The 21911-nt window shown below is 68.9% G+C and carries 22 protein-coding genes and 1 other RNA gene; 11 read left to right on the top strand and 12 right to left on the bottom strand.

Annotated features, from left to right (window positions below; all coding sequences use genetic code 11):
- Window positions 1-24 precede the first annotated feature (24 nt).
- The gene (locus EV648_RS35465) at window positions 25-1551 is read right to left on the bottom strand and encodes a S10 family peptidase (RefSeq protein ID WP_132299644.1); all 1527 of its coding nucleotides are present in this window, start codon (window positions 1549-1551) and stop codon (window positions 25-27) included.
- Between the two features lie 88 nt (window positions 1552-1639).
- Here EV648_RS35465 and EV648_RS35460 point away from each other — a divergent pair, with 88 nt between their 5' ends.
- On the top strand, window positions 1640-2029 hold the full coding sequence (locus EV648_RS35460) for an ester cyclase (RefSeq protein WP_199234996.1): 390 nt from the start codon (window positions 1640-1642) through the stop codon (window positions 2027-2029).
- Complete coding sequence (locus EV648_RS35455) at window positions 2029-2586, top strand: TetR/AcrR family transcriptional regulator (RefSeq protein ID WP_132299640.1); 558 nt, start codon at window positions 2029-2031, stop codon at window positions 2584-2586. The genes EV648_RS35460 and EV648_RS35455 overlap by 1 nt, the downstream gene beginning before the upstream one ends.
- A gap of 39 nt (window positions 2587-2625) precedes the next feature.
- Here EV648_RS35455 and EV648_RS35450 read toward each other — a convergent pair whose 3' ends face one another.
- Window positions 2626-3435: a maleylpyruvate isomerase N-terminal domain-containing protein gene (locus tag EV648_RS35450; RefSeq protein WP_199234995.1), complete on the bottom strand. Its 810-nt coding sequence runs from the start codon at window positions 3433-3435 to the stop codon at window positions 2626-2628.
- A 227-nt stretch (window positions 3436-3662) separates the two neighbouring features.
- Here EV648_RS35450 and EV648_RS35445 point away from each other — a divergent pair, with 227 nt between their 5' ends.
- From EV648_RS35445 to rnpB, 7 genes are all read left to right on the top strand, one after another.
- On the top strand, window positions 3663-3896 hold the full coding sequence (locus EV648_RS35445; RefSeq protein WP_132299638.1) for a hypothetical protein: 234 nt from the start codon (window positions 3663-3665) through the stop codon (window positions 3894-3896).
- Window positions 3897-3906: 10 nt separating this feature from the next.
- Window positions 3907-5652, top strand: coding sequence for a fumarate reductase (quinol) flavoprotein subunit (gene frdA / locus EV648_RS35440; RefSeq protein WP_132299636.1), 1746 nt, complete (start codon window positions 3907-3909; stop codon window positions 5650-5652).
- Between the two features lies 1 nt (window position 5653).
- Window positions 5654-6397 (top strand): succinate dehydrogenase/fumarate reductase iron-sulfur subunit, encoded by a 744-nt coding sequence (locus EV648_RS35435; RefSeq protein WP_132299634.1) that lies wholly within the window; start codon window positions 5654-5656, stop codon window positions 6395-6397.
- Entirely contained in the window at window positions 6394-6774 is a 381-nt protein-coding gene (locus tag EV648_RS35430) for a fumarate reductase subunit C (RefSeq protein WP_132299632.1), read from the top strand. Before EV648_RS35435 ends, EV648_RS35430 begins: the two co-directional genes overlap by 4 nt.
- Window positions 6771-7130: a fumarate reductase subunit FrdD gene (frdD, locus tag EV648_RS35425; protein ID WP_132299630.1), complete on the top strand. Its 360-nt coding sequence runs from the start codon at window positions 6771-6773 to the stop codon at window positions 7128-7130. The genes EV648_RS35430 and frdD overlap by 4 nt, the downstream gene beginning before the upstream one ends.
- 142 nt (window positions 7131-7272) lie before the next feature.
- On the top strand, window positions 7273-7641 hold the full coding sequence (locus EV648_RS35420) for a DUF952 domain-containing protein (protein WP_132299628.1): 369 nt from the start codon (window positions 7273-7275) through the stop codon (window positions 7639-7641).
- A gap of 7 nt (window positions 7642-7648) precedes the next feature.
- An RNA gene (gene rnpB, locus EV648_RS35415) (RNase P RNA component class A) lies at window positions 7649-8053 on the top strand.
- 57 nt (window positions 8054-8110) lie between these two features.
- Here the strand turns inward: rnpB and EV648_RS35410 are convergent.
- A complete protein-coding gene (locus EV648_RS35410; RefSeq protein ID WP_132299626.1) occupies window positions 8111-8881 on the bottom strand; it encodes a DUF899 domain-containing protein in 771 nt (256 codons plus the stop codon).
- 333 nt (window positions 8882-9214) lie between these two features.
- Window positions 9215-9742: a GNAT family N-acetyltransferase gene (locus EV648_RS35400; protein ID WP_241995922.1), complete on the bottom strand. Its 528-nt coding sequence runs from the start codon at window positions 9740-9742 to the stop codon at window positions 9215-9217.
- Between the two features lie 28 nt (window positions 9743-9770).
- Here EV648_RS35400 and EV648_RS35395 point away from each other — a divergent pair, with 28 nt between their 5' ends.
- The gene (locus EV648_RS35395; RefSeq protein WP_132299624.1) at window positions 9771-10340 is read left to right on the top strand and encodes a TetR/AcrR family transcriptional regulator; all 570 of its coding nucleotides are present in this window, start codon (window positions 9771-9773) and stop codon (window positions 10338-10340) included.
- Here the strand turns inward: EV648_RS35395 and EV648_RS35390 are convergent.
- The 5 genes from EV648_RS35390 to EV648_RS35370 all read right to left on the bottom strand — a co-directional run bounded on the left by EV648_RS35390 (window position 10329) and on the right by EV648_RS35370 (window position 16885).
- On the bottom strand, window positions 10329-11765 hold the full coding sequence (locus EV648_RS35390) for an RNB domain-containing ribonuclease (RefSeq protein WP_132299622.1): 1437 nt from the start codon (window positions 11763-11765) through the stop codon (window positions 10329-10331). The two genes, EV648_RS35395 and EV648_RS35390, sit on opposite strands and share 12 nt — an antisense overlap.
- Window positions 11766-11815: 50 nt before the next feature.
- On the bottom strand, window positions 11816-12964 hold the full coding sequence (locus EV648_RS35385; protein WP_132299620.1) for a bifunctional RNase H/acid phosphatase: 1149 nt from the start codon (window positions 12962-12964) through the stop codon (window positions 11816-11818).
- Window positions 12961-13674, bottom strand: a complete 714-nt coding sequence (locus EV648_RS35380; protein WP_199234994.1) for a zinc ribbon domain-containing protein — start codon at window positions 13672-13674, stop codon at window positions 12961-12963. The genes EV648_RS35385 and EV648_RS35380 overlap by 4 nt, the downstream gene beginning before the upstream one ends.
- A 250-nt stretch (window positions 13675-13924) precedes the next feature.
- A complete protein-coding gene (locus EV648_RS35375; protein ID WP_132299616.1) occupies window positions 13925-15109 on the bottom strand; it encodes a Nif3-like dinuclear metal center hexameric protein in 1185 nt (394 codons plus the stop codon).
- A 114-nt stretch (window positions 15110-15223) separates the two neighbouring features.
- Window positions 15224-16885 carry a glycoside hydrolase family 13 protein gene (locus EV648_RS35370; RefSeq protein WP_132299614.1) on the bottom strand — a complete coding sequence of 554 codons (1662 nt, stop codon included), beginning with the start codon at window positions 16883-16885 and terminating at the stop codon, window positions 15224-15226.
- 167 nt (window positions 16886-17052) lie between these two features.
- Here EV648_RS35370 and EV648_RS35365 point away from each other — a divergent pair, with 167 nt between their 5' ends.
- The gene (locus tag EV648_RS35365; RefSeq protein ID WP_132299612.1) at window positions 17053-18261 is read left to right on the top strand and encodes an ROK family protein; all 1209 of its coding nucleotides are present in this window, start codon (window positions 17053-17055) and stop codon (window positions 18259-18261) included.
- 9 nt (window positions 18262-18270) lie between these two features.
- Here EV648_RS35365 and EV648_RS35360 read toward each other — a convergent pair whose 3' ends face one another.
- From EV648_RS35360 to nagZ, 3 genes are all read right to left on the bottom strand, one after another.
- Complete coding sequence (locus EV648_RS35360; RefSeq protein ID WP_132299610.1) at window positions 18271-18843, bottom strand: GNAT family N-acetyltransferase; 573 nt, start codon at window positions 18841-18843, stop codon at window positions 18271-18273.
- Between the two features lie 40 nt (window positions 18844-18883).
- Window positions 18884-20155, bottom strand: a complete 1272-nt coding sequence (locus EV648_RS35355; protein ID WP_132299608.1) for an alpha-L-fucosidase — start codon at window positions 20153-20155, stop codon at window positions 18884-18886.
- 72 nt (window positions 20156-20227) lie between these two features.
- Window positions 20228-21685, bottom strand: coding sequence for a beta-N-acetylhexosaminidase (nagZ, locus tag EV648_RS35350; protein ID WP_132299606.1), 1458 nt, complete (start codon window positions 21683-21685; stop codon window positions 20228-20230).
- Window positions 21686-21911 lie beyond the last annotated feature (226 nt).

Genomic DNA, 21911 nt, shown 5'->3' with positions numbered 1-21911 from the left:
TAACGCGTCGAGGCGGAACGGACGTCACCGGTTGGAGGCTCCCTGGATGAAGGCCGCGAGATCCTTGGACTGCTGCACCCGCGACGGCTCGTGGACGTACATCATGTGACCCGCCGGGTAGTAACAAAGTTCGATGTTGTCGCGCAGTTCCGCCGGGATCTGCAGCCGGCCGATCGTGTGCTCGGTGGCGAAGTACGGCGTCGCGCAGTCGTAGTGTCCCGACGCCACGTGCACCTTCAGGTGCGGGTTCGCCCGCATCGCCTCGGCCAGCTTGTCCGCGACGCTGACGTGACTGTTCTCGAACTCCTTGAAGGACCAGTCCTTGGCCGCCTGGCTGCTGATGATCTCGTACGGCAGGTCGTTGAGGTACTCGAGCTCCGCGCGCAGGTAGTGGTTCACCGCCGCCGTGTACGGGCCGATGATCGCCCGGAACGACGGGTCGTCGGTCGACACCTCGCCACCGGCGTCCGCGTCCCAGCCGGTGAAGCGACCGTCCAGCCGGCCGGCCACCTGACGACGCGAGCGCAGCAGTTCCGCGAAGAACCGGGTGTGCTCGATCCGCAGGTTCACCCGGTCGAGATAGTCCTCCGACAGACCGGTCAGCCCCGCCAGCCGGGTGAGCACCTCGGCCCGGTAGTCCGCCGGCAACCGGTTGCCCTGGGCAAGGGCATTGGGGTAGCGGCCGGCCGCGAAGCGCTCCGCGTCGGCGAGCACCTCCGCCAGCTCCCGGTCCGGGATCAACCCGTGGTAGTGCGCGACCGCGGCGTACGACGGCAGGAAGAGCGTGAACGGCAGATCGTTGCCCGGGGTGAAGTCCAGCGTGCCGAACTCCAGTACCGCGGAGATCAGCATCACCCCGTTCAGGTACATCCCGTACCGGTCCTGCAGATGCGCGGCCAGCCCGGCGGCGCGCGTCGTACCGTAGGACTCGCCGGCCAGGAACTTCGGCGACATCCAGCGGCCGTTGCGCGAGGTCCACAGCCGGATCATCTCGCCGACCGACTCCAGGTCGCGGGTGAACCCGTGGTACTCCCCCGGCTTCTCCCCTGCGACCGCGCGCGAGTAGCCCGTCGATACCGGGTCGATGAACACCAGGTCGCTGTGCCGCAGCAACGTCTCCGCGTTGTCCACCAGCCCGTACGGCGGGGGCGCGAGGTCGCCGGCATCACCCGAGACGACGCGCCGCGGGCCGAGCAGCCCCATGTGCAGCCACAGACTCGACGACCCGGGTCCACCGTTGAACGCGAACGTCACCGGCCGGTCCGAGGCGTCCGCGTCGTCGAGGGTGTAGGCGGTGAGGAACACCTCGGCCTTCGGCAGGTGCCCGTCGAACTTGCCCTCGGTCAGCACCTCCTGGCGCAGCACGATCCGCCCGGTGGTGGCCGTGTACTTCAGCTTCCGCCGCCCGATCGTCAGCACGTGCTGCGTCATCGTGAGGTCGTCCACCGGGCCCTCGGCAACCGGGGCGGACCCGGTCACCGTGTCCTCCTCCGGTCCCGTCTGCTTCTTCGGTGCCGCCTGCTTCTTCGGTGCCCGCTCCGCCGTCGCCATGGCCAGCACCCTAGAGGCTGGACAGTTCGGCACCGCACCGACCGGGCATCAGGTATGTTTGACACCACTGTCAAACATGGGAGCACTGATGACGTCGAGCGAGCTCGTCGAAGCATTCTGGGAGCAGGTCTGGAACGCGCACGACCCCGAGGCGGTCGACCGGTTCGTGGTCGAGGACTTCGTGATCACGAACGGCGGGCGCGACATCGTCGGGCGAGATGCCTTCAAGGCCTGGGTGGCCGCGTTCCTGGCCGAACTGCCCGACCTGCGCATACACGTGGTGGAGACGTTCGAGAACGCCGACGGCAGCCGGGTGACCTCGCGCTGGCGGATCACCGGCACGAACTTCGGCTACCTGCACAGCGCGGCGATCGGCGAGCCGATCGGGTTCACCGGGACCGCCGTGTGGGAGGTACGTGACGGCAGCCTCGTGCGCAACTGGGTCGAACGGTCAGCGCCTGCGGTACTGACGACCTGATGGCCGGAGTTCGGCAGTTCGACGAGCAGCAGGCGTACGCGGCGGCGCTCGACGTCTTCTGGACGAAAGGGTTCCGGGCCACGTCGATGCTCGACCTCGCCACCGCGACCGGAGTGCAGCGGGGTTCGCTGTACCACGCGTACGGCGGCAAGGAGCAACTCTTCCTCCGCCTCTTCGACCAGTTCGCGAACGACTTCCTCGCCCGGGTCGCCGAGGCTCTGACGCCGTCGGATCCCCGCGAAGCGTTGCTCCGGTTCTTCGACTGCTGCATCGCTTCGATCACCACCGGATCACCGTCACGCGGTTGCCTCTCGACCCGTACTGCGGTCGAGGCGGACCCGGGCGCGGTGGAGGACGCCGTACGCAAGCTGCTCGATGACCTGGAGGAGTTGGTGTTCGAGGCGTTGTCGGCGGCCGGCCTGACGGTGGAACGGCGCGAGGCGGCGCGGCTGGTCGTCGCGCACACCCGCGCCCTCGCCGTACTGGAGCGGGTGTACGGCGACCCCGCGCGGTTGCGGGAGACGGCGGCGACGCTGGTGTCCGCGCTGGTCCGCTGATCCCGTTCGCGCCGCCGATCCAGCGTCCCGAACTCCAGCTCAGATGCGGAAGAACAGGTTGAGATAGCGATCGGCGACGGCGCGATCGCCGCGGATCGTCCCGGAGTTGCTCCGGCCGAAGGCGGTCAGCACGAAACTGCCGGGGTCGAACTCCAGGACCGTAGTCAGGTCGTTCACTTCTCCGGACTCGTACGACATGCCCTCGGTCCCGACCAGGACCCGGGTGTCGCCGGCGTTCGGGCCGCTGGTGATCCGGATGCCCAGCTCGCAGGGCTCGTTGACTCCGGTCGTGTACTGCCACAGGACGTACATGAACGGCACGAGCAGGTCGGCCGCCTCGCCGGTCAGGCCGTGCGCCCGGCCGGTGCCCTGCCGCACATCCCAGGAATGGACGCCGTAGTCCATCAACTGGAAGGCGGGGAAGAAGAACGAAGGCAACGGGCCCATGTAGAAATGCGGCACGGTCAGCCCGCCCCAATCCTCCGGTCCGAGGGCGTCGAAGGTCTCCATGATCTTGTCGAAGTCGCCGCGAAGCCGTTCGACCAGCTCGGTCCGGGGGACGTCGCGCAGCGCGAGGGCCTGCTTGTCGACCCGCTCCGCCATGCCTGGCAGCCCATAGGCCGCCGGCACCTCGGTATGAGCCCTGGCCGCATCGAACGCGACGAAGTACGCCTCGGTGGTGTCGGCGATGTGTGCCACGGTGTCGCGAACCTGCCAGTGGCCGGCACCGGTCGGCGCCTCCCAGGCTTCCTCGCTGTCGACCAGGTCGAAGAACTGCTCGGCCTCGTCCCGGACCACCCGGAGAATGGTTTCCTTGCCCTCGTACGACATGGGGTTCCAGCTGCTCATGTCCCTACCTCCGTTGCAGCCTGAGGGGCCGGAGGTGGTGTCCGTCGAGCCGGGCACACCGCGCCCGGAACGGGGCGGGCATCACCTTGAAAGTTCAAACGTACTCCGGCCGGCCCGGGTTGAGCAGGGTCTGCGAACAAGCGCAGCCATTGCCGCGGGGAGGTGCGAGGGGCACTATCTAGGTGTGATGTGAGTCACAAACATTCGGGCAGCCGAGGAGGTTGGTGATGACCGGGACCATTACCCACTTCACCGGGGAGCGAGCGCCTTGCGGACGGCTCGTGGACGGTGATCGCAGCAAGGACGACGACCTCGAGGGTCTTCGCTTCGACGATGTGACGTACTCGTGCGGCTGCCGTCGGGTCAAGCACGAGTTCCACGACGGCAGCATGCGGATCAGGACCATCCGCCACGACGGAAAGGTCCTGATGGACGAGCACAGCGGCGACCACGAAGCATGACCGGCCGTCGATGAGCGCGTTTCATGACGTTCTGGTGATCGGTGGCGGCGGCGCCGGGTTGCGCGCGGCCATCGCGGTGGCCGAGACCAATCCGCGGCTGCGGGTGGCGATCGTGTCGAAGGTCTACCCGATGCGCAGCCACACGGTGTCTGCTGAGGGCGGAGCCGCGGGTGTCGCCGCCGACGACGACAGCCTCGACGAGCACGCTTACGACACCGTGTCGGGCAGCGACTGGTTGTGCGATCAGGATGCGGTCGAGGCCTTCGTCGCCGAGGCTCCCCGTGAACTGCTCCGGCTGGAGCACTGGGGCTGTCCCTGGAGCCGCCAGCCGGACGGGCACACCGCCGTACGAGCCTTCGGCGGGATGAAGAAGAAGCGCACCTGGTTCGCCGCCGACCGGACCGGCTTCCACATGCTGCACACGCTCTTCCAGACCGTGCTCTCGTTTCCCGATGTCGTCCGGTACGACGAGTGGTACGTCACGAAGCTCCTGGTCGACAACGGGAGGACGTACGGCGTCGTCGCCATCGAACTCGCCACCGGGCGGACCGAGACCATCACCGCCAGCGCCGTGATCGTGTGCACCGGGGGGTGTGGCCGGGTCTACCCGTTCACCACGAACGCCAACATCAAGACCGGTGACGGCATGGCGCTCGCCTACCGGGCGGGCGCACCGCTCAAGGACATGGAGTTCGTCCAGTACCACCCGACCGGCCTGCCCTTCACCGGCATCCTGATCACCGAGGCAGCCCGGGCCGAGGGCGGCTGGCTGCTCAACAAGGACGGCTACCGCTACCTGCAGGACTACGACCTCGGCATCCCCGAACCCACTCCGGTGATGCGCAGCATGGAGCTGGGACCACGCGACCGGTTGTCACAGGCCTTCGTGCACGAGTTCGACAAGGGCCGGACCATCGATACGCCGTACGGGCCGATCGTGCATCTGGACCTTCGCCATCTGGGTGCCGAGCTCATCGACGCCAAGCTCCCCTTCGTGCGGGAGCTGTGCTCGCAGTACCAGAACATCGACCCGGTGACCGAGCTGGTCCCGGTGCGCCCGGTGGTGCACTACATGATGGGCGGCATCCACACCGACATCCATGGTGCGACGCCGATCCAGGGTCTGTACGCCGCCGGGGAGGTCGCCTGCGTCAGCATCAACGGCGCCAACCGGCTGGGGTCGAACTCGCTGCCGGAGTGCCTGGTGTTCGGTACCCGCGCCGGCCGGGCCGCCGCCGTGTTCGCCGGCCAGTACGGCGGCGCCATCCCGCCGGCGATTCTGGCGCAGGGCCGCGACGAGGAAGACCGGCTGGAGCGGGAGCTGACGCGGCACGCGGAGGGGCGCGAGCGGATCGCGGACATCAGGACCGAGATGCAGACAGCGATGGAGAACGGCGCGGGGATCTACCGGGACGGCGACTCGCTGGCGAAGGCGGCCGATGAGCTGCAGGAGCTGCGACTGCGGTTCGCCGATGCGGCGGTCGACGACCACAGCCGGACGTTCAACACCGAGCTGGTCGCCCTCCTCGAGCTGTCGTTCATGCTGGACGTTGCCGAGAGCATCATCACCTGCGCACTGCAGCGTGAGGAGTCACGCGGGGCGCATCAGCGCACCGACTTCCCGGCCCGCGACGACGAGGGCTACCTCGCGCACTCGCTGGTCTACCGCGAACCCGACCGCCACGGCCGTCGGGTCCAGTACCTCCCGGTGACGATCACCCGCTGGCCACCGGGCGAACGCGTCTACGGGAGATAGCATGGCCGACCAGATCACCCTCGAGGTCGCACGCTACCGGCCGGGGCTGGACACCGAACCGGTGATGCAGTCCTACCAGGTGCCACTGCGCGAGCACTGGGCCATCCTCGACGGTCTCACCTACATCAAGGACCACCTGGACGGCACGCTCTCCTTCCGGTGGTCGTGCCGGATGGGCATCTGCGGCAGTTGCGGCATGACCGTGAACGGCGACCCCCAGCTGACCTGCGCCACCTTCCTCACTGACTACGCGCCCGGTCCGGTGCGGGTCGAGCCGTTGCGCAACTTCCCGGTGGTCCGCGACCTCGTCGTCGACATCGGCGACTTCATGGAGAAGCTGCCGACCGTCAAACCGTGGATGATCCGCGACGTGGACAGTCCGGTCGAGGAAGGCGAGTACCTGCAGACGCCCGAGGAACTGGACGAGTACAAGCAGTTCAGCATGTGCATCAACTGCATGCTGTGCTACTCGGCCTGCCCGGTCTATGCCCTCGACCCCTCGTTCGTCGGCCCGGCGGCGATCGCGCTGGCCCAGCGGTACAACCTCGACTCCCGGGACGAGGGCGCCGCGGACCGTGACGACGTACTGACCTCTCCGGAAGGGATCTGGGCCTGCACCTTCGTCGGCGAGTGCAGCGCCGCCTGCCCGAAGGACGTCGACCCGGCCGCCGCGATCCAGCGCTACAAACTCACCGCGGCCACCCAGGCGGTCAAGAACTTCCTCCTGCCCCGGGGCGCACGATGAGCTTGTATCACCGGCCGATCCCCATCTTCTGGTGGCTCGAGCGTCGCTCCTACCTCGTGTTCGTACTCCGCGAGCTCAGCAGCGTGTTCATTGCCTGGTTCGTCGTGTACCTCCTGCTGCTGATCAACGCGGTCAGCGGCGGCAGCGCTGAGTACGAGCGCTTCCTCGACCGGAGTGGGCACTGGTGGGTGGTCGCCATCAACGTGATCGCGCTGCTGTTCGTGCTGCTGCACTCGGTGACCTGGTTCGGCCTGGCGCCGAAAGCGATCGTGGTGCGCATGCGCGGGCGCCGCGTGCCACCTCGCCTGGTCGCGGTGGCGCATTACGCGGCCTGGCTGGTGCTGTCAGCTGTCGTCGCCTGGGTGATCCTCCGATGACGACCCGCCGACCGCCCGCGCCCGAGCCGTTCCTCTGGCTGCTGTTCAGCGCCGGCGGCATGATCGCCGCCCTGTTCGTCCCCGTCCTCCTGTTCCTGTTCGGCGTCGCGTTCCCGTTGGACTGGCTGACCCCGCCCGACCACGCGCACCTGCTCGCAGTACTGCGGAATCCCATCACCAGGTTGGTCCTGTTCGGACTGTGCGCCCTGGCGTTGTTCCACTGGGCGCATCGGTTCCGGTACACCCTCTACGACGGCCTGCAGCTCAAGAGGTTCAGCGTCCCGATCATCCTGTTCTGCTACGGCGGTGCGGTCGTCGGATCGATCATCTCCGCCTACCTCCTGCTCCGCGTCTGACCTCCGGATTGGCGGGCTGCCCGGTGGTGGGCTGCACGCTGGTGGGTTGTGCGGCGGCGTACCGAAGGACAGGACCCGCAATTGGGGCTCTTGTTGAGCGGCGCTGCCGGGCGGCCAACTGTTGCACCGTTAGTGTCGGGGCATGGCGTTGATTTTGCATATTGCCTTTGTGGAGCAGTGGGAAGCGGCGCACCGGGCGGGCAGCTACCGGATGTCCACGCGAGGGAAGAGCCTGGACGACGGGGCGACCTTCATTCATGCGTCCCGGCCGGAGCAGGTCAGCCTGGTGGCGAACTTCGTGTACGCCGATGTCGCCGAACCGCTGTGCCTGCTGGTGATCGACACGGAGCGGCTGGTCTCCGCGTTGTGCGACGAGGACCTGGACGGGATCGGGATGTCGTTCCCGCACATCTACGGCCCGCTCAACCTGGACGCGGTGGTCGACGTACGGCCGTACGAGCGGGGCACGGACGGCCGATGGCCCGATGTCACCGCTCAGGCCCTATCCTGAAGCTGAACGGGTCGGTCGGGCGATCGCGTTGTTCACCGGAGACGGTGGGCGCCGAGGAAAGTCCGGACTCCACAGGGCAACGTGGTGGGTAACGCCCACCCGGGGTAACCCGCGGGACAGTGCCACAGAGAACAGACCGCCAGCGGCCTGGATGAACCCCGTGGTTCATCCAGGTGCGGGTGAGGGTGAAACGGTGGTGTAAGAGACCACCAGCTCCGCAGGTGACTGCGGAGGCTCGGTAAACCCCACGTGGAGCAAGGCCAAGAAGGACGGCGGGCAACCGTCGTCCGCGCGAGCGTTCGAGGGCTGCCCGCCCGAGCTCGCGGGTAGGCCGCTAGAGGTGTCCGGCAACGGGCACCGTAGATAGATGATCGCCACCGACAGAATCCGGCTTACATGACCGGCCCGTTCACTCACCCCCAGCCGGGCGCGGCTCTGGGGCTCGGCCGCACCCCGGCTGGTGACAGTCTCAGTGGCAGTGGTCGTCGGTCTCGCGGTGGGTGATGGAGGGGTCGCCGGCCTTGGCGCCCAGACCGGTGGTGCGGCCCGCGGGTTCTTCCCACGGTTCCTGGCGGCCCAAGGCGGTGAGGTCGAGGGCGTTGGTGGTGAAGCCCATCGAGTCCGTGCCCCGGCCGTAGGTGGAGTAGGTGTGGTGAACGTCGTCCGCCACCCGCAGGAAGCAACTCAGGCCGTGCAGGTCGAACGGTTGCCCGCCCTGCACATGCTCGTTGTTCGGCACCTGGTCCCACTCGGCCTTCGTCCGGTAGTTGTACTCGACCGGCAGCACCGACTCGTCCAGGGTCACGTGGAAGTCGAAGTTGAAGTCGCTCCCGTACGACGAGTACCACGGGAACTTCCACCCCATCCGCTGCTTGAACGCGGCGATCTTCTCGTACGGCGCGCGCGACACCGCGGCGAAGGTGGTCCCCCGGGCGTTGAGGGAGTCCAGGTGCCCGATCTCGTCCGCGAACCCCGAGCAGTTCGGGCAGCCCGCGTCCCACTCCGGCTGGAACATGAAGTGGTAGACGACCAGTTGCAGGCGGTCCTCGAACAGGTCGATCAGACGCACCTGTCCCGCCGGCCCCTCGAACACATAGTCCTTCTCCACCTTCACCATCGGCAGCCGCCGGCGGTTCGCGTTCAGCGCGTCCCGGCGCTTGGTGAACTCCTTCTCCTCCGCCAGGAACTTCTTCCGGGCGACCAGCCACCTCTCGGCCGAAACCACCTCGGGCAGGTTCATCGACGTCTCCTCGGTCGGCAACAGATCACCGTGACGTCGGAGCCGGTCGGACCTTCTCGACATCCCCTCAGGACGGATCTGTCAGCGCACGGGTGAGCAGCCAAGCGAGGTCAGGAAGCGCGGCCAGAACAGCCAGGACCAGTTGCAGCGAGGTCGCCTGGGCCAGGGCTGCCAGCGCCGGTGCGGTGAGTCCGCCGACGCTGACCGCGAGACCCCAGAGTCACACCACTGGCAGTGCCTACCCGGTTGGGCAGGTAGTCCTGGCCCAACGTGATGTGCAGTGAGACGGCACGTAGAGCGCGTGGCGGTGACGCCCGGTTCTACTGCTCTGCATTACCTGGTCAGGTCTACCTCGTAGGTCTGACTGAGCACTTCCTCGCCGAACAGGTCGTGCGGCTCGGAGCCGGTCAGTTTGAAGCCGCGGGCCAGGTAGATGTGCCGGGCGGCGACGAGCGGGTCGTTGGTCCAGAGCACCATCCGCTTGTAACCGGCCGAGCGGGCGAACTCCAGGCAGGTGTCGACCAGTCGCCCGCCCAGGCCCTGACCACGCCCGTCCGGATGGAGCAGCAGCAACCGGAGCTTGGCTGTCCCCTCGTCGGGACCACCGACGCAGAAGACGCAACCGACGCGTTCGCCGTCCTGCTCGGCGATCCAGGCCGCCTCCGACTCCGGGTCGTGGTCGCTCGCGTAGTCGGCGACGATCCGCGCCACCAGCGACTCGAACGCCTCACCCCACCCGTACTCCGCGGCATACAGCTCGCCGTGCGCCTGGACCACCCAGCCGAGATCCCCCGGCCGGCCGAGCCTTCTGATCTCCACTGCCGTCACATCCATCACAGCCATCACCCGATCTACTGACACGACTGTTTCAGTAGGAGATACTAGTCGGGTGTCCACCACGAAACCAGCCCCGTCCGCGCGCGAGACGGAGTTGCTCGAGCTCGCCTACGCGTACTCGCTGACGCACGGGCTGGCCGATCTCTCGCTGCGTCCCCTCGCAGCCGCGATCGGGTCGAGCCCGCGGGTGCTGCTGTTCCTCTTCGGCAGCAAGGACGGGCTGATCCGGGCGTTGCTGGCGCGCGCCCGCAGCGACGAACTGGACCTGCTGGAGCGCATCACCGACCGGTACGACGAACCGCCCGGGCTCGACGTGATCGCCCGGGAACTGTGGACGTGGCTGGCCGCGGAGGAACGCCGCCCACTGATGAAGCTCTGGGTCGAGGCCTACGGGCGATCCCTGGTGGCACCTGACGGCCCGTGGACGGACTTCGCCCGCTCGACCGTCGACGACTGGCTGGAGCTCCTCAAGACAGCCCAGACCGGCAGTGGAACCGCCCAGACGCAGCAAGCACGGCGTACCGCAGTACTGGCTGTACTGCGGGGTGCGTTGCTCGACTTGCTCGCGACTGGCGACGTCAAGCGGACGACTGCAGCCGTGAACGAGTACTTAGCTCACTAGTTCGAAGGCGATCGTGCGCTTCGCGATGTCGGCCTCGACGAGCTTCACCCTGACCGGCTGACCGAGCGGCAGCGCGGCCGAGCCTGTCACCCGGCCCTCGATCGCGAGCGTGGTCAGCGCGACGATGCCGCGAGTGGGGTCGCGCTCGTCGACATCCGTGATCACGCCGTCGAAGCTCGAGCCGACGTGGTCCGCGACCAGGCCGGCCTCGACCATGCTGACGATCGACCGTTCGTACGCGTGCGCCTTGCGGTCGCACTCGTCCATGATCTTGGGGATCTCGTCGAGCGACTCGCGGATCCACTGCGGTACCTCGGCGTCCGCGCACAGCGCCACGCAGATCTCGCCGGTCCAGCGGTCCACCAGCCGCCGCAGCGGCGCGGTGACATGCGCGTACTCCGACTTCATCGCGGCGTGCTCCGGCTGCTCGGGCACCCCACCCGAGAACGAGGTGTAGCCGGCGCCGCGGAAGAGCACCGTGCAGGCCGCGAGCATCGCCGCGTGCGCGGGCACCTTCGGGTCGAGCCCGTGGATGAACGCCGCGTACGACGTGCCGACAGACCAGCCGATGCCGAGGGCCTTCGCGGTGTTCTCCAGCTTGCGGCGCAGGTCGTCGTGGGACTCGGGCAGCGTCCGGAGGATGCCGATCTCGCCGTACATCATCAGGTGCGCGGCGCCCATCCCGGTGAGCAGCGAGATCTGCGCGTTCCAGCCCTCCACCGGCAGCGGCGCGCGGAACTCCAGCGTCCAGTCGCCGTTCGCGGCGATGATCTCCTGGTCCGGGATCGGCAGGTTGACGCCGCCGCGCTCGAGTTCGCGCTGCTCGCGGAGCTTGCCGACCTCGCGGAGCAACTGCAACGACTCCGACGCGGTACCGGCGTCCAGGTCCCGCTGCACGCCGGCGTAGTTCAGCTTGGCGCGCGACTTCACCAGCGCACGCTTGCAGGAGACGTCCGTGCCTTCACCCGTGGCGTCCACCGCGATGGTCCAGAGCAGCGCGGGCCGGACCTCGTCGGGCAGCAGCGAGGCGGCGCCTTCGGACAACTCCGGCGGGTGCAGGGGCGTGCGCTTGTCCGGCGCGTAGAGGGTCTCGCCGCGCTTGCGGGCCTCGACGTCGATCGGGTCACCCGGCTGGACGAAGGCGGCGACGTCCGCGATCGCGTAGTACACGGTGTAGCCGTCGCCGGCGCGCTCGATGTACAACGCCTGGTCGAGGTCCATCGAGTCCGGCGGATCGATGGTGACGAACTCCAGGTCGGTCCGGTCGAGCTCCGGCAGCCGCGGGTTCGCCGCCGCGGCCAGGGCGGCCTCGACCACCTCGGCCGGGAACTCGGCCGGCACCTCGAGCTCGCGCCGGATCGCCTGCAGCGACGCGCGGAACACCTCCGGCACCTCTTCGGCGAAATGCACCCTTTGCAACGGCACGCGACCACTCCGTCCCTCCGCCCCGCACCTCGTTGTGCGGGGTCAGGCCCTCAGAGTAGCGATGGTTGGAGGTTGAAGGACTTCATCGACGCGAGGCCGTCGGCGTACCAGTGGATCTCGGTGATGCTCGCGGGCCGCAGTTCCATCCGGAACAGCGACGTCATCGGGGCCTGCAGCACCGATCGCACCATCAACTTGATCGGTGTCACGTGGGTGACCACCAAGACCGTCTTGCCCGGGTACGCCGCGAGCAGGCCGTCGCGGGCCGAGCGAGCCCGCCGGGCGCACGTGTCGAACGACTCACCGCCGGGCGGCGCGACCGAGGTCGACGCCATCCACTCGTTCAGCGCGTCCGGCCACTTCTGCTGCACCTCGGCGAAGGTGTGTCCGTCCCAGTCGCCGAACGAGCACTCCACCCAGCCCTTCTCCAGCTTCACGTCGAGGCCGAGCGACTCCGCCACCACAGCGGCCGTCTGCTGAGTGCGCCGCATCGGCGACGACACCACCGCGTCGATCCCGCCGATGGTCGACAGGTACCGCGCGGCCGCCTGCGCCTGCGCCTCGCCGGTCGGGCTCAGCCCCGGGTCGTCGCCACCCGATCCGGAGAACCGCTTGTCCACGGTGTGCGGGGTCTCGCCGTGCCGCAGGAAGATCAGCTGGGTCGGCGGCTCGGTCTGAGCACCCCAACCCTGCATGGCCTTCTGCTGATCCGACGGCCCCTTGGCGACCGCGGCACCGGCACCGGCCCCCGGAGCAGCGGGGGCCTCGCTAGGGCGGAGCGGAACCGGCTTCCCGTCGAGCGCCATGTTCGCCAGCGCGTCGGCGGCCGAGTTCTGCTCGCGCGGCACCCAGGTCCACTCGGTGCCGAACGGCGCCAGGCTCTGCGCCTTGATCGCGAGCGGCTTCATGTCCGGGTGCTTGATCTTCCAGCGCCCGGCCATCTGCTCGATCACCAGCTTGGAGTCCATCCGGACCTCGATCGAGGCGTCCGGCGCATACTCCCGGGCCAGCTCGAGTCCCGCGATCAACCCGCTGTACTCCGCCACGTTGTTCGTCGCGACGCCGATCGTGACGCCCTTCTGGACGATCACCTCACCGGTCGACGGGTCGCGCACGAGCGCGCCGTACGAAGCCGGCCCCGGATTGCCGCGGGATCCACCGTCGGCCTCGACGATGACGTGGGACGGGCCCTGGCTCATACGCTGCTCTCCGCGGTGCGGACCAGGATCCGCCCGCACTCCTCGCACCGCAGTACGGCGTCGGGGGCCGCGGCCTTGAACCTGGTCAGGTCGGACGGGGCGAGCTCCATCCGGCACCCCATGCAGCGCTTGCCGACCAGCGGCGCGGCGCCGATGCCGCCGTTGCGCTCGCGGAGCCGCTGGTACATCGCGATCAGGTCCTCGGGGATCTCCGCGGCGACGGTGGCGCGCTGGTCGCCGAGGCTCGCGCGCTGCTCGTCGAGCTCCTTGAGCGCGGCGTCCCGGGTGCCCTCGAGCTCGGCCTGGCGGCCGGCGAAGGCGTCGGCCCGGGTCCGCAGGTCGGCCTGCGTGGCTTCGGCGGCCTCGAGCCGCTCCATCACCTCGAGCTCAGCGTCCTCCAGGTCGGAGATCCGCCGGTCCAGCGAGCCGATCTCGTGCTGCAGGTTCTCCAGGTCGCGCGGCGAGGTGATCTGCCCGGAGTCGAGCCGCTGCTGGTTGCGCGCCTTGCGCTGCCGGACCTGGTCGACGTCGCTGTCGGCCTTCTTCTGCTCACGCTGCAGATCGCTCACCTCGGTGTCCGCGGTGACGAGCTCCCGGTCGACGACAGACTTCTCCGTCGCCAGCTCGGCGAGCGCCGCGTGCTCGGGCAGCGACTTGCGCTTGTGGGCGACCTGATCCAGCTGCAGGTCGAGATCCTGCAGGTCCAGCAACCGGCGTTGGACGGCGGGCTCGGCGTTCAGAGTCGGCTCCTAGTGGTGAGTCTTGCCTATGGATTTGGTGATGGCGGTGTCCGGGTGGGTGCATCGCAAGGCGGAGAAGGAGCCTCGATGCATTTCCATCGTGGCTTCTTCTCCAACGCCGCGAGGTGCCCGCCCGGGCACCGCCAGCGCTGAAGCCATAGGCGAGACTCACCACTCAGTAGCGCGTTCAGTTGTCAGCTTTGCACTGTCGACCGGGCCGTCAGAGCCGCAGGGTCCAGGCGTCGGTGCAGAGCGTCGAGATGTGAGTGTCCACGGTACTGCCCTGCTCTGCCAACCCCACCTTCAGGAGTCGTTCCGCGTCCCGCAGCCACGGCCATTCGCTGGCCCAGTGCGCGACATCGACCAGCGCCGGCCCCTTGTCGTAGGCGCGGGCCTCGGTCGCGGGGTGGTGCCGCAGGTCGGCCGTCACGTAGGCGTCGACGCCGGCCGCGCGGACCCGGTCGAACTCCGAGTCCCCCGCTCCCCCGACCACCGCCACCCGCTCGACCGTCCGCTCCAGGTCGCCAGACACCCGTACTCCGTGCTCCGTCCGCGGCAGCGCCTTCTCCACCAGGGCGGCGAAATCCCTGAGCTTCACCGGCTCAGCCAGTACTCCGATCCGGCCGCCGCCGAGGTCGCTCGGCAGCGAGGCCGTCTCGAACACGTCGAATGCGGGCTCCTCGTAGGAGTGCGCCGCCTTGAGTGCGGCGACGACGGCGCGACGGCGGCTCCGGGGCATCACCATCTCGACCCGGCTCTCCGGCACCCGCTCGATCTCGCCGTGTCGGCCGATCGTGGGGTTCGCGCCGTCGAGCGGGCGGAAGGTGCCTTCGCCGGTGCTGCTCCAGGCGGCCCGGTCGTAGTCGCCGATCCGCCCCGCACCCGCGTCGGCGAGGGCGTCGATCATCGCCTGGGTCTCATCGATCGGCACGTAGACGACGATCTTGTCCATCGGCGCGGCCGGCATCGCCTTCAGCGGCGTCGTACCCGTCAGCCCGAGCGCGGCCGCGAGGGCGTCGCTCACACCGGGGTTCGCGTTGTCCGCGTTGGTGTGGCACACGTGCAGCGCGGTACCGGCCCGGATCAAGTCATGGATCACCTTGCCCTTGGGCGTGGTCGCCGCGACGCTGTTCACTCCGCGCAGCAACAGCGGGTGATGCGTGACAAGCAGATCGAAACCGCCCGCGATGGCCTCGTCGACAACCACCCGCATCGGATCCACCGCGAACAAGATCCTCTGCACCGGCGCATCCAGCTCGCCAGTCACCAGCCCGACAGCATCCCAACTCTCCGCCCATGCGGGGTCGTACAACCGATCCAACACCCCAACAACATCACCCAGAGTCGGCTCCACAGCCCCATCCTGCCGCACACCCACAGAACCAAAGACAACAACTGCTTTCATCCGCCAAACAGGTGGAAGCACCTGGGAGCGGATGGAAGCTACCTGGGGGGCAGGTAGTAGAGGCGCGAGACGCACCGCCAGCGGCGCCGGCGGTGCGTCTCGCAGTACTGGAGATCAGATCAGCCAGGCGGTCGTGTCCGACGGGAGCTTGTCGCCTTCGAGGGGGCCGCTGGACAAAACGACAGCGCCATCCGGGAGCTCGATCGGGGCGGCGCCGAAGTTGGTGACCGACTGCCAGCCGCCGGGCCGGGTGAAGTGGAGAGCCCACTCGACGCCGTCCACCCACTCCAGCGACTGGCTCGTCTGCAGACCGCGGCGTACGGCGAGGGCCTTGCGGTACAGGCTGAGCGTCGAGGCCGGATCGCCCTCCTGTGCCTGCACCGAGTAGCCGCCGAACCAGGTCGGCTGCAGCAGGTGTGAGCCGCCCGAGCCGAAGCCGAAGGACAGCCCGCCGATCGTCCAGGGCAGCGGCACGCGGCAGCCGTCCCGGCCCTTCTCGGCACCCTTCGACCGGAAGTACGCCGGGTCCTGGAGACTTGCCGCCGGCAGTTCGCCGACCTCCTGCAGACCGAGCTCCTCGCCTTGGTACAGGTACGCCGAGCCCGGCAGCGCCAGCATCAGCAGCACCGCGGCGCGGGCACGCCGGAGGCCTTGCGCCACGTCGACCGTCGGCTCGGTGCCGTTGCTCAGCAGCCAGGCCTTGCCGTCCTGCCAGGCGCCCTCCGGATCCTTCGGCAGCCCGTACCGCGTCGCGTGGCGGACCACGTCGTGGTTGGAGAACACCCAGGTCGAGGAGGAGCCGTTCAGCTCGGCCAGCGCGAGGTTCTCCTCGATCACCGCGCGGAACTTGTCGAAGTCCCAGTCGGCCTGCAGCAGGTCGAAGTTGAACGCCTGCCCGAGGCCCTCAGCGCTCGCGTAACGAGCCCTGCGGGTAGCCGGCACGAAGGCTTCGGCCACGGCGGACCGGGGCGGATCGTACTCGTTCAGGACCTTGCGCCACTGGGTGTAGATCTCGTGCACGTCGTCGCGGTCCCAGAGCGGGTGCGCGCCGTTCGACTCCGACTGCCGGGGCAGCGTGGTCTTGGAGGGCAGCGGGTCGCTCAGATCCTTCATCAGGGCGTGCGCCACGTCCACCCGGAACCCGTCCACGCCACGGTCGGACCAGAAGCGCAGGGTGGTCAGGAAGTCGTCGCGGACCTCGGAGTTGTCCCAGTTGAGGTCGGGCTGCTCGGCGGCGAAGAGGTGCAGGTACCACTGGCCGTCCTCGGTCCGCGCCCAGGCGGAACCACCGAAGACCGAATCCCAGTCCGAGGGCGGCTCCGAGCCGTCCGGGCCGGTGCCGTCGCGGAACACGTACCGGTCGCGGGCCGGCGATCCCTTCGGCGCGGCGAGCGCCTCCTGGAACCATTCGTGCAGGTTCGAGGTGTGGTTCGGCACGATGTCGACGATCAGCTTGATCCCGGCCTCGTGCAGTGCGGCGACCAGGTCGTCGAAGTCGGCCAGGGTGCCCAGCCGCGGGTCCACGTCGCGGTAGTCGTCCACGTCGTAGCCGCCGTCGGCCAGCGCGGACGGGTAGAACGGGCTCAGCCAGACGGCGTCGATGCCCAGCGAGGTCAGGTACGGAACACGGCTGATGATGCCCGGCAGATCGCCCACGCCGTCACCGTTGGAGTCGGCGAAGCTGCGGGGGTAGATCTGGTAGACGACGGCTTGGCGCCACCAGTCGGCGTCGATCGAGTCGCCTGCACGGGTCACCTGGGTGTCGGTGCTGGTCAAGAGTGCCTCACTCGGTTCTGAAAGTGGTCCAAGAGGGTGTTCGGACGGCTGCGGGGCAGCGGTGTTTCCAGCTCGTTCCGGCGACGTTGCCGCTTGATTTATATAGATTCTAAATTTAGATTCTGCAGTATTGTGCGCGGGGCTCCGCGACGAGGTCAAGGGGGAATATGGCGACGACGCCGGCGGCCACGCCGCCGCTGCTCCGCAGGGTCAACGCGAGCAAGCTGCTGGGCGTGCTCTCGACCGCCGGGGTGATGACAGGAACCGGCCTGATCGAGGCCACCGGACTCACCCGGGCGACCGTGCACGCTGTCTGCAACGACCTGATCGCGATGGGCTGGGTGGTGGAGCTCGACCCCGGCCACGACGCCCCCGGTACGCCGGTCGGGCGGCCCTCCCGCCGGTTCGAGTTCAACAGCCAGGCGGGCTACGTGCTCGGCATCGACGTCGGCGCGGCCAAGACCACCGTGCTGCTCGCGGACCTGCGCGGCGACACCGTGGCCAAGGCCGGGCGCTCGTTCGCCGAGGTGAGGACGCCCACCGAGCAGACCGAGGTGGTGAACCAGGCCGTCCTCGAGACACTCGCCGCGGCCGGAGTGTCGGACCAGGAGGTGCTGGCGGCCGCTGTCGGGATCGCGGCGCCGGTCGACCGGGACGGCAACATCCTGGTCGACGACGAGTTCTGGCGCCGGTTCGACGCGGGGCTGACGGCCAGGCTGAGTGAGCTACACGGCTGGCCCGTCCTACTGGAGAACGACGCCAACCTCGCCGCCCTGGGTGAACGGTGGCGCGGCCAGGCGCGCGAAGTGGACGACCTGGTGGTACTGCTCGCCGGTGAGCGTTTCGGTTCCGGCCTGATGGACTCGGGCCGGCTGCTGCACGGAAGCCGCGGCGGCGCCGGCGAGATGGTCTACCTGAAGATGGTGGAAGGCGTCGGCGACACCGCCGGAATCGCCCGCACCGCTCGCGAACGAGGAGCCAAGGCGGTCGCGGACCCCGTCGTACAGACCAGTCTTCGCGCCCTGGCGGGAGACAAGCCGGTGACGGCCGAGCTGGTCTTCGCCGCGGCGGCCTCCGGCGATCAAGTTGCCCTGGGCATCCTCGACGAGGTGACCACCCGGACGGCACGGGTGGTGGCAACGCTCGCCATCCTCTTCAACCCCGAACTGGTTGTGATCGGCGGTGCCGTCGCCGAAGCGGCCAAGTCCTTGCTGCCCAGCATCTCGGAGCAACTCGCAGGCTTCACGGCGACGCCTCCTCGAGTCGCGGCCTCGTCGCTCGGTGATGCGATCGTGTCGGTCGGCGCTGTCCGCCGCGCCCTGAACTACGTGGAGGAGCACGCTCTCGACCTGCAGCTGCGAGCTCGCCGGGCATGACGTCGCCCCTCAGCCAAGGGACCAGCGGGGTTCGGCTGTAGGGGCCGGCCGCCTCCAGTCGGGGCGGATCAGGCTATGCATGGCGGAGTCCCGCCAGCCTTCGCGGATCAGCACGGTCCGGCGGAGGGTGCCCTCGTAGGTCATGCCGATTCGCTTGAGCACCGCTGCCGACGCGCCGTTGCGGGGGTCGCAGGTCGCCTCCACCCGCTCGAGCCCGAGGACCTCGAAACCGATCGCGCACAGCAGTCGCGCGATCTCGCCGGCGATGCCCTGGCCCCAGAACCCGTGGTGCACCGAGTAGCTGATCTCGCCGTGCCGCCAGCGGGCGTTGCGGATGTTCAGCTCACCGATGCCGAGCACGCCGAGCTCCGGCTCGGTCGCCACCCACGGGTACCGCAGTTGCGGCTCGCTCCCCCAGGCCGCGATCGCCGCGGCGACGAACGCCTCGGTCTCCTGCTCGCTGTTCGGACCCCACGGTTGGTAGCGGGAGGCAACGGGTTGCGAAGCCCACTCGTGGATCCGCGGCCAGTCGCCGAGCTCCATCGGCCGCAGAGTGATCTTCGCCAGGTCAAGTTCGCTCATCTACAGCAGGTTAAACCCTGTTAAACCCTGCCGACGCGGATCAGTCCCGGGTGTAGTGCTCGAAGAGTTCCAGTTCGCCGTCCAGCTCCAGCTCGATCACCGTGCAGTCGCGGTCGAGAGCGGTGTCGGAGTCGACGTAGAGGTATTCCCAGCCAGGCAGGCCGGCGTGGCCGCCCTGCCGCTGGGTGCGCAGTGTCACGCCAGAGCCGAGCATCGTTGCGCTGAGCACTTTGTTCTGCAGGCCGCGGACGACGACGTAGTCGTTGGGACGGTCGAACACGAACAGATAAAGCTTCCTGCGATCGGCCGAGACCGTGGAAGCGCCGTAGAAGGCGCCCAGCGGCAGGCCGCGGGTGCTGCCGTAGATGGCAGGCTCGTGGCGGCGGATCCAGTCGCCGAGCTCCCGCAGCCGCTCTACCTGCTCCTCGGGGATCGTGCCGTCCTCGCGCGGGCCGACGTCGAGCAGAAGGTTGCCGCCGCCACCGATCGTCTCGGCGAACAACCGCACCAGCTGGCGGACGGACTTGTAGGCGTGATCGTTGTGCTGGTACCCCCACGACTCGTTGATCGTGACGCACAGTTCCCACGGCCCGTCCGGCGGCACGATCGGCACCCCCTGCTCGGGCGTCGAGTAGTCGCCGAACCCGCCGCGCATCCGCCCGTTGATCACCGCCGCCGGCAACTTCGCCTCGATCAGCGCGCGGACCTCGTCCATCCGCCACTGCTCTGGATCCCGCTCCCAGTCGCCGTCGAACCACAGCAGGTCCGGCGCGAACCGGTCCATGATCTCGGTCAGCTGAGCCCGGTGGAACGCCAGGAACCGCTCCCACGCCGCCGGGTCCTCCTCCCCCGCCGCCGGTACGGCGTACGGGTTGCCGCGTTCCTCGGCGGGCATCCCGGCGGGCCGGATCGACGCGTAGTCCGGGTGCGACCAGTCGAGGTGGCTGAAGTAGAGCCCGGCCTTCAACCCGCGCCGGCGGATCGCGTCGACGTACTCCGTGACGATGTCGCGCCGGGCGGGCGTGGCCTTGACCGTGGACAGGTCGTTCGCCGCGGTGTCGTACAGCGCGACCCCGTCGTGATGCTTCGAGGTCAGTACTGCGTACCGGGCACCGGCCGCCTCGAAGAGCTCGGCCCAGGCGTCCGCGTCGAACTTGGCCGCGGTGAAGCCGTCGAGCTGCAACATGTAGTCCTCGTGGCTGATCTGGCCGTTGAAGAACGCCCAGGACTCGGGGATCCCGCTCACCGCGTAGATGCCGTAGTGGATGAAGATGCCGAGCTTGGCCTCGCCGAACCACGGTTGGATCGCCATCGCGCACTCCTCAGCTGAGGGACAGGGCTGCGCAATAGGATATAGGATCCTGCGCCGGCGCTGCGCCGGTCGTCAGGGCACCCGGGTCAGGACCTGCGCGATCGCCTCCAGCACGACGAGGTTGCGGCCGTAGGTGACCGCGGTCGGAACGTCGGCGGGCACGATCGCCCGGTCCTCCGGAATCCCGGTGCACAGCACGAACACGTCACCCTCGTGGCTCTCCAGGAGTTCCTGCAGCGCGGCGCGCATCCACGGAGTACGGACCGCGTCCTGGACGGCGACGATCAGCGGGCGGCCGATGGCGGCGGCCTGCGCCTCGGACAGACCGGCGGCGTCCTCGCTGCGCAGTACGACGCCGGCCGAGCCCGGCGCGACCTTGGCGAAGACCTCCGGGAGGCCGCTGAAGTACGGGTTCCAGGCCGGGTGCAGCCCCTGCGTCAGATCCACGATGTACGGCGAGCCGCCGAGGCCGGGGAACTCCTGGCGGTCCACGGTGCGGGCGGCGACCTCGCGGATCGGGGCGCCGTCGTACCCGGGCTTCCGGTCCCGCCCGGCCAGCGACGCGGCGAGCGAGCGGACTCGTCCGGCCGCGTCCGAGAGCCGTGACGCGTCGAGGGATCCGTTGCCGACGGCCTCGACCAGGCCGGCGGTCAGGGCGCGCGGGTCCGCCTCACCGATCGCGATCATCGCCAGGTCGGCGCCGGCCCGGATCGACGCGACAGTGGCGTGCTCGATCGACCGGGTCGCGGTGATCGCCTGCATCTCGAGCGCGTCGGTGGTGATCACGCCGGTGAACCCGAGTTCCTCGCGGAGCAGACCGTGCAGGATCCGGCGGGACAGCGTGGCCGGCTGGTCGTCGTACGCGGAGAAGATGATGTGCGCGCTCATGATCACGTCGGCGCCGGCGTCGATCGTGGCCTTGAACGGCGCGAGCTCGACCGCGGTCACCTGCTCGATCGAGCGGTCTACCCGCGGCAGCGCGAGGTGCGAGTCGACGGCGACGTCGCCATGACCCGGGAAGTGCTTCGGGCAGGCGGCGATACCGGCTTCGTGGACGCCTTCGACGAACGCGACGCCGTGGCGGGAGACGGTGGCGGCGGTGGTGCCGAAGGAGCGGGTGGAGATGATCGGGTTCGCCGGGTTGCTGTTCACGTCGACCGAGGGCGCGAGCATCAGGTCGATGCCGAGGGAGGCCAGCGTGGCGGCGGCGTCCCGGGCGGACGACCGGGTCAGGTCGACGTCGTCGAGCTCGCCGAGCGACCGCGGCGAGGCGAGCGGCCAGGGGTTGGCCGGCGCGAGGTGGCTGAACTCGCCGCCCTCGTGGTCGATCGCGATCAGCAGGTCGGGCCGTTCCGCCCGCAGCGACGCGGTCAGCGCGGCGACCTGGTCGGCGTCGGAGACGTTGCGGGTGAACAGGATGACGGCACCGAGCCCGGCCGCGACGGCTCGTCGCAGGTCGTCCGGGGCGGTGGTTCCGGTGAAGCCGACGATCAGCGCGCCGGCGGCGTCACGGTCCAGTTGGTCGCTCATCCGCACACCCTCTCCCGACCGGACCTCCGCGCGCCAGTAATGAAGATCTACCGGACGCGTGCCTGGTCGTCACCCGCGCCTCGTTCGTGGTCGAGGCCGGCTCCCCCGGGCTCAACCAGGTCTGGCCCAGCACCGTCCAGCACTGTTCAGCACCACCCCAACCGCCACCCGGCTGCCTGCCGGGTGGCGGTTCGTTTTGCCGCGAGGTGGTCACTGAGAGCAAAGA

Source organism: Kribbella sp. VKM Ac-2568, assembly GCF_004345365.1.
Classification (GTDB): Bacteria; Actinomycetota; Actinomycetes; order Propionibacteriales; family Kribbellaceae; genus Kribbella; species Kribbella orskensis.
Note: the sequence above shows the minus strand (reverse complement) of the source record. Positions and strands in the feature narration are given on the sequence as shown.

Coding starts and splice junctions, on each gene's coding strand:
- EV648_RS35465 (WP_132299644.1), bottom strand. CDS start 1,551: ATGGCGACGGCGGAGCGGGCACCGAAGAAGCAGGCGGCACCGAAGAAG.
- EV648_RS35460 (WP_199234996.1), top strand. CDS start 1,640: ATGACGTCGAGCGAGCTCGTCGAAGCATTCTGGGAGCAGGTCTGGAAC.
- EV648_RS35455 (WP_132299640.1), top strand. CDS start 2,029: ATGGCCGGAGTTCGGCAGTTCGACGAGCAGCAGGCGTACGCGGCGGCG.
- EV648_RS35450 (WP_199234995.1), bottom strand. CDS start 3,435: ATGAGCAGCTGGAACCCCATGTCGTACGAGGGCAAGGAAACCATTCTC.
- EV648_RS35445 (WP_132299638.1), top strand. CDS start 3,663: ATGACCGGGACCATTACCCACTTCACCGGGGAGCGAGCGCCTTGCGGA.
- frdA (WP_132299636.1), top strand. CDS start 3,907: ATGAGCGCGTTTCATGACGTTCTGGTGATCGGTGGCGGCGGCGCCGGG.
- EV648_RS35435 (WP_132299634.1), top strand. CDS start 5,654: ATGGCCGACCAGATCACCCTCGAGGTCGCACGCTACCGGCCGGGGCTG.
- EV648_RS35430 (WP_132299632.1), top strand. CDS start 6,394: ATGAGCTTGTATCACCGGCCGATCCCCATCTTCTGGTGGCTCGAGCGT.
- frdD (WP_132299630.1), top strand. CDS start 6,771: ATGACGACCCGCCGACCGCCCGCGCCCGAGCCGTTCCTCTGGCTGCTG.
- EV648_RS35420 (WP_132299628.1), top strand. CDS start 7,273: ATGGCGTTGATTTTGCATATTGCCTTTGTGGAGCAGTGGGAAGCGGCG.
- EV648_RS35410 (WP_132299626.1), bottom strand. CDS start 8,881: ATGAACCTGCCCGAGGTGGTTTCGGCCGAGAGGTGGCTGGTCGCCCGG.
- EV648_RS35385 (WP_132299620.1), bottom strand. CDS start 12,964: ATGAGCCAGGGCCCGTCCCACGTCATCGTCGAGGCCGACGGTGGATCC.
- EV648_RS35375 (WP_132299616.1), bottom strand. CDS start 15,109: ATGAAAGCAGTTGTTGTCTTTGGTTCTGTGGGTGTGCGGCAGGATGGG.
- EV648_RS35365 (WP_132299612.1), top strand. CDS start 17,053: ATGGCGACGACGCCGGCGGCCACGCCGCCGCTGCTCCGCAGGGTCAAC.
- EV648_RS35360 (WP_132299610.1), bottom strand. CDS start 18,843: ATGAGCGAACTTGACCTGGCGAAGATCACTCTGCGGCCGATGGAGCTC.
- EV648_RS35355 (WP_132299608.1), bottom strand. CDS start 20,155: ATGGCGATCCAACCGTGGTTCGGCGAGGCCAAGCTCGGCATCTTCATC.
- nagZ (WP_132299606.1), bottom strand. CDS start 21,685: ATGAGCGACCAACTGGACCGTGACGCCGCCGGCGCGCTGATCGTCGGC.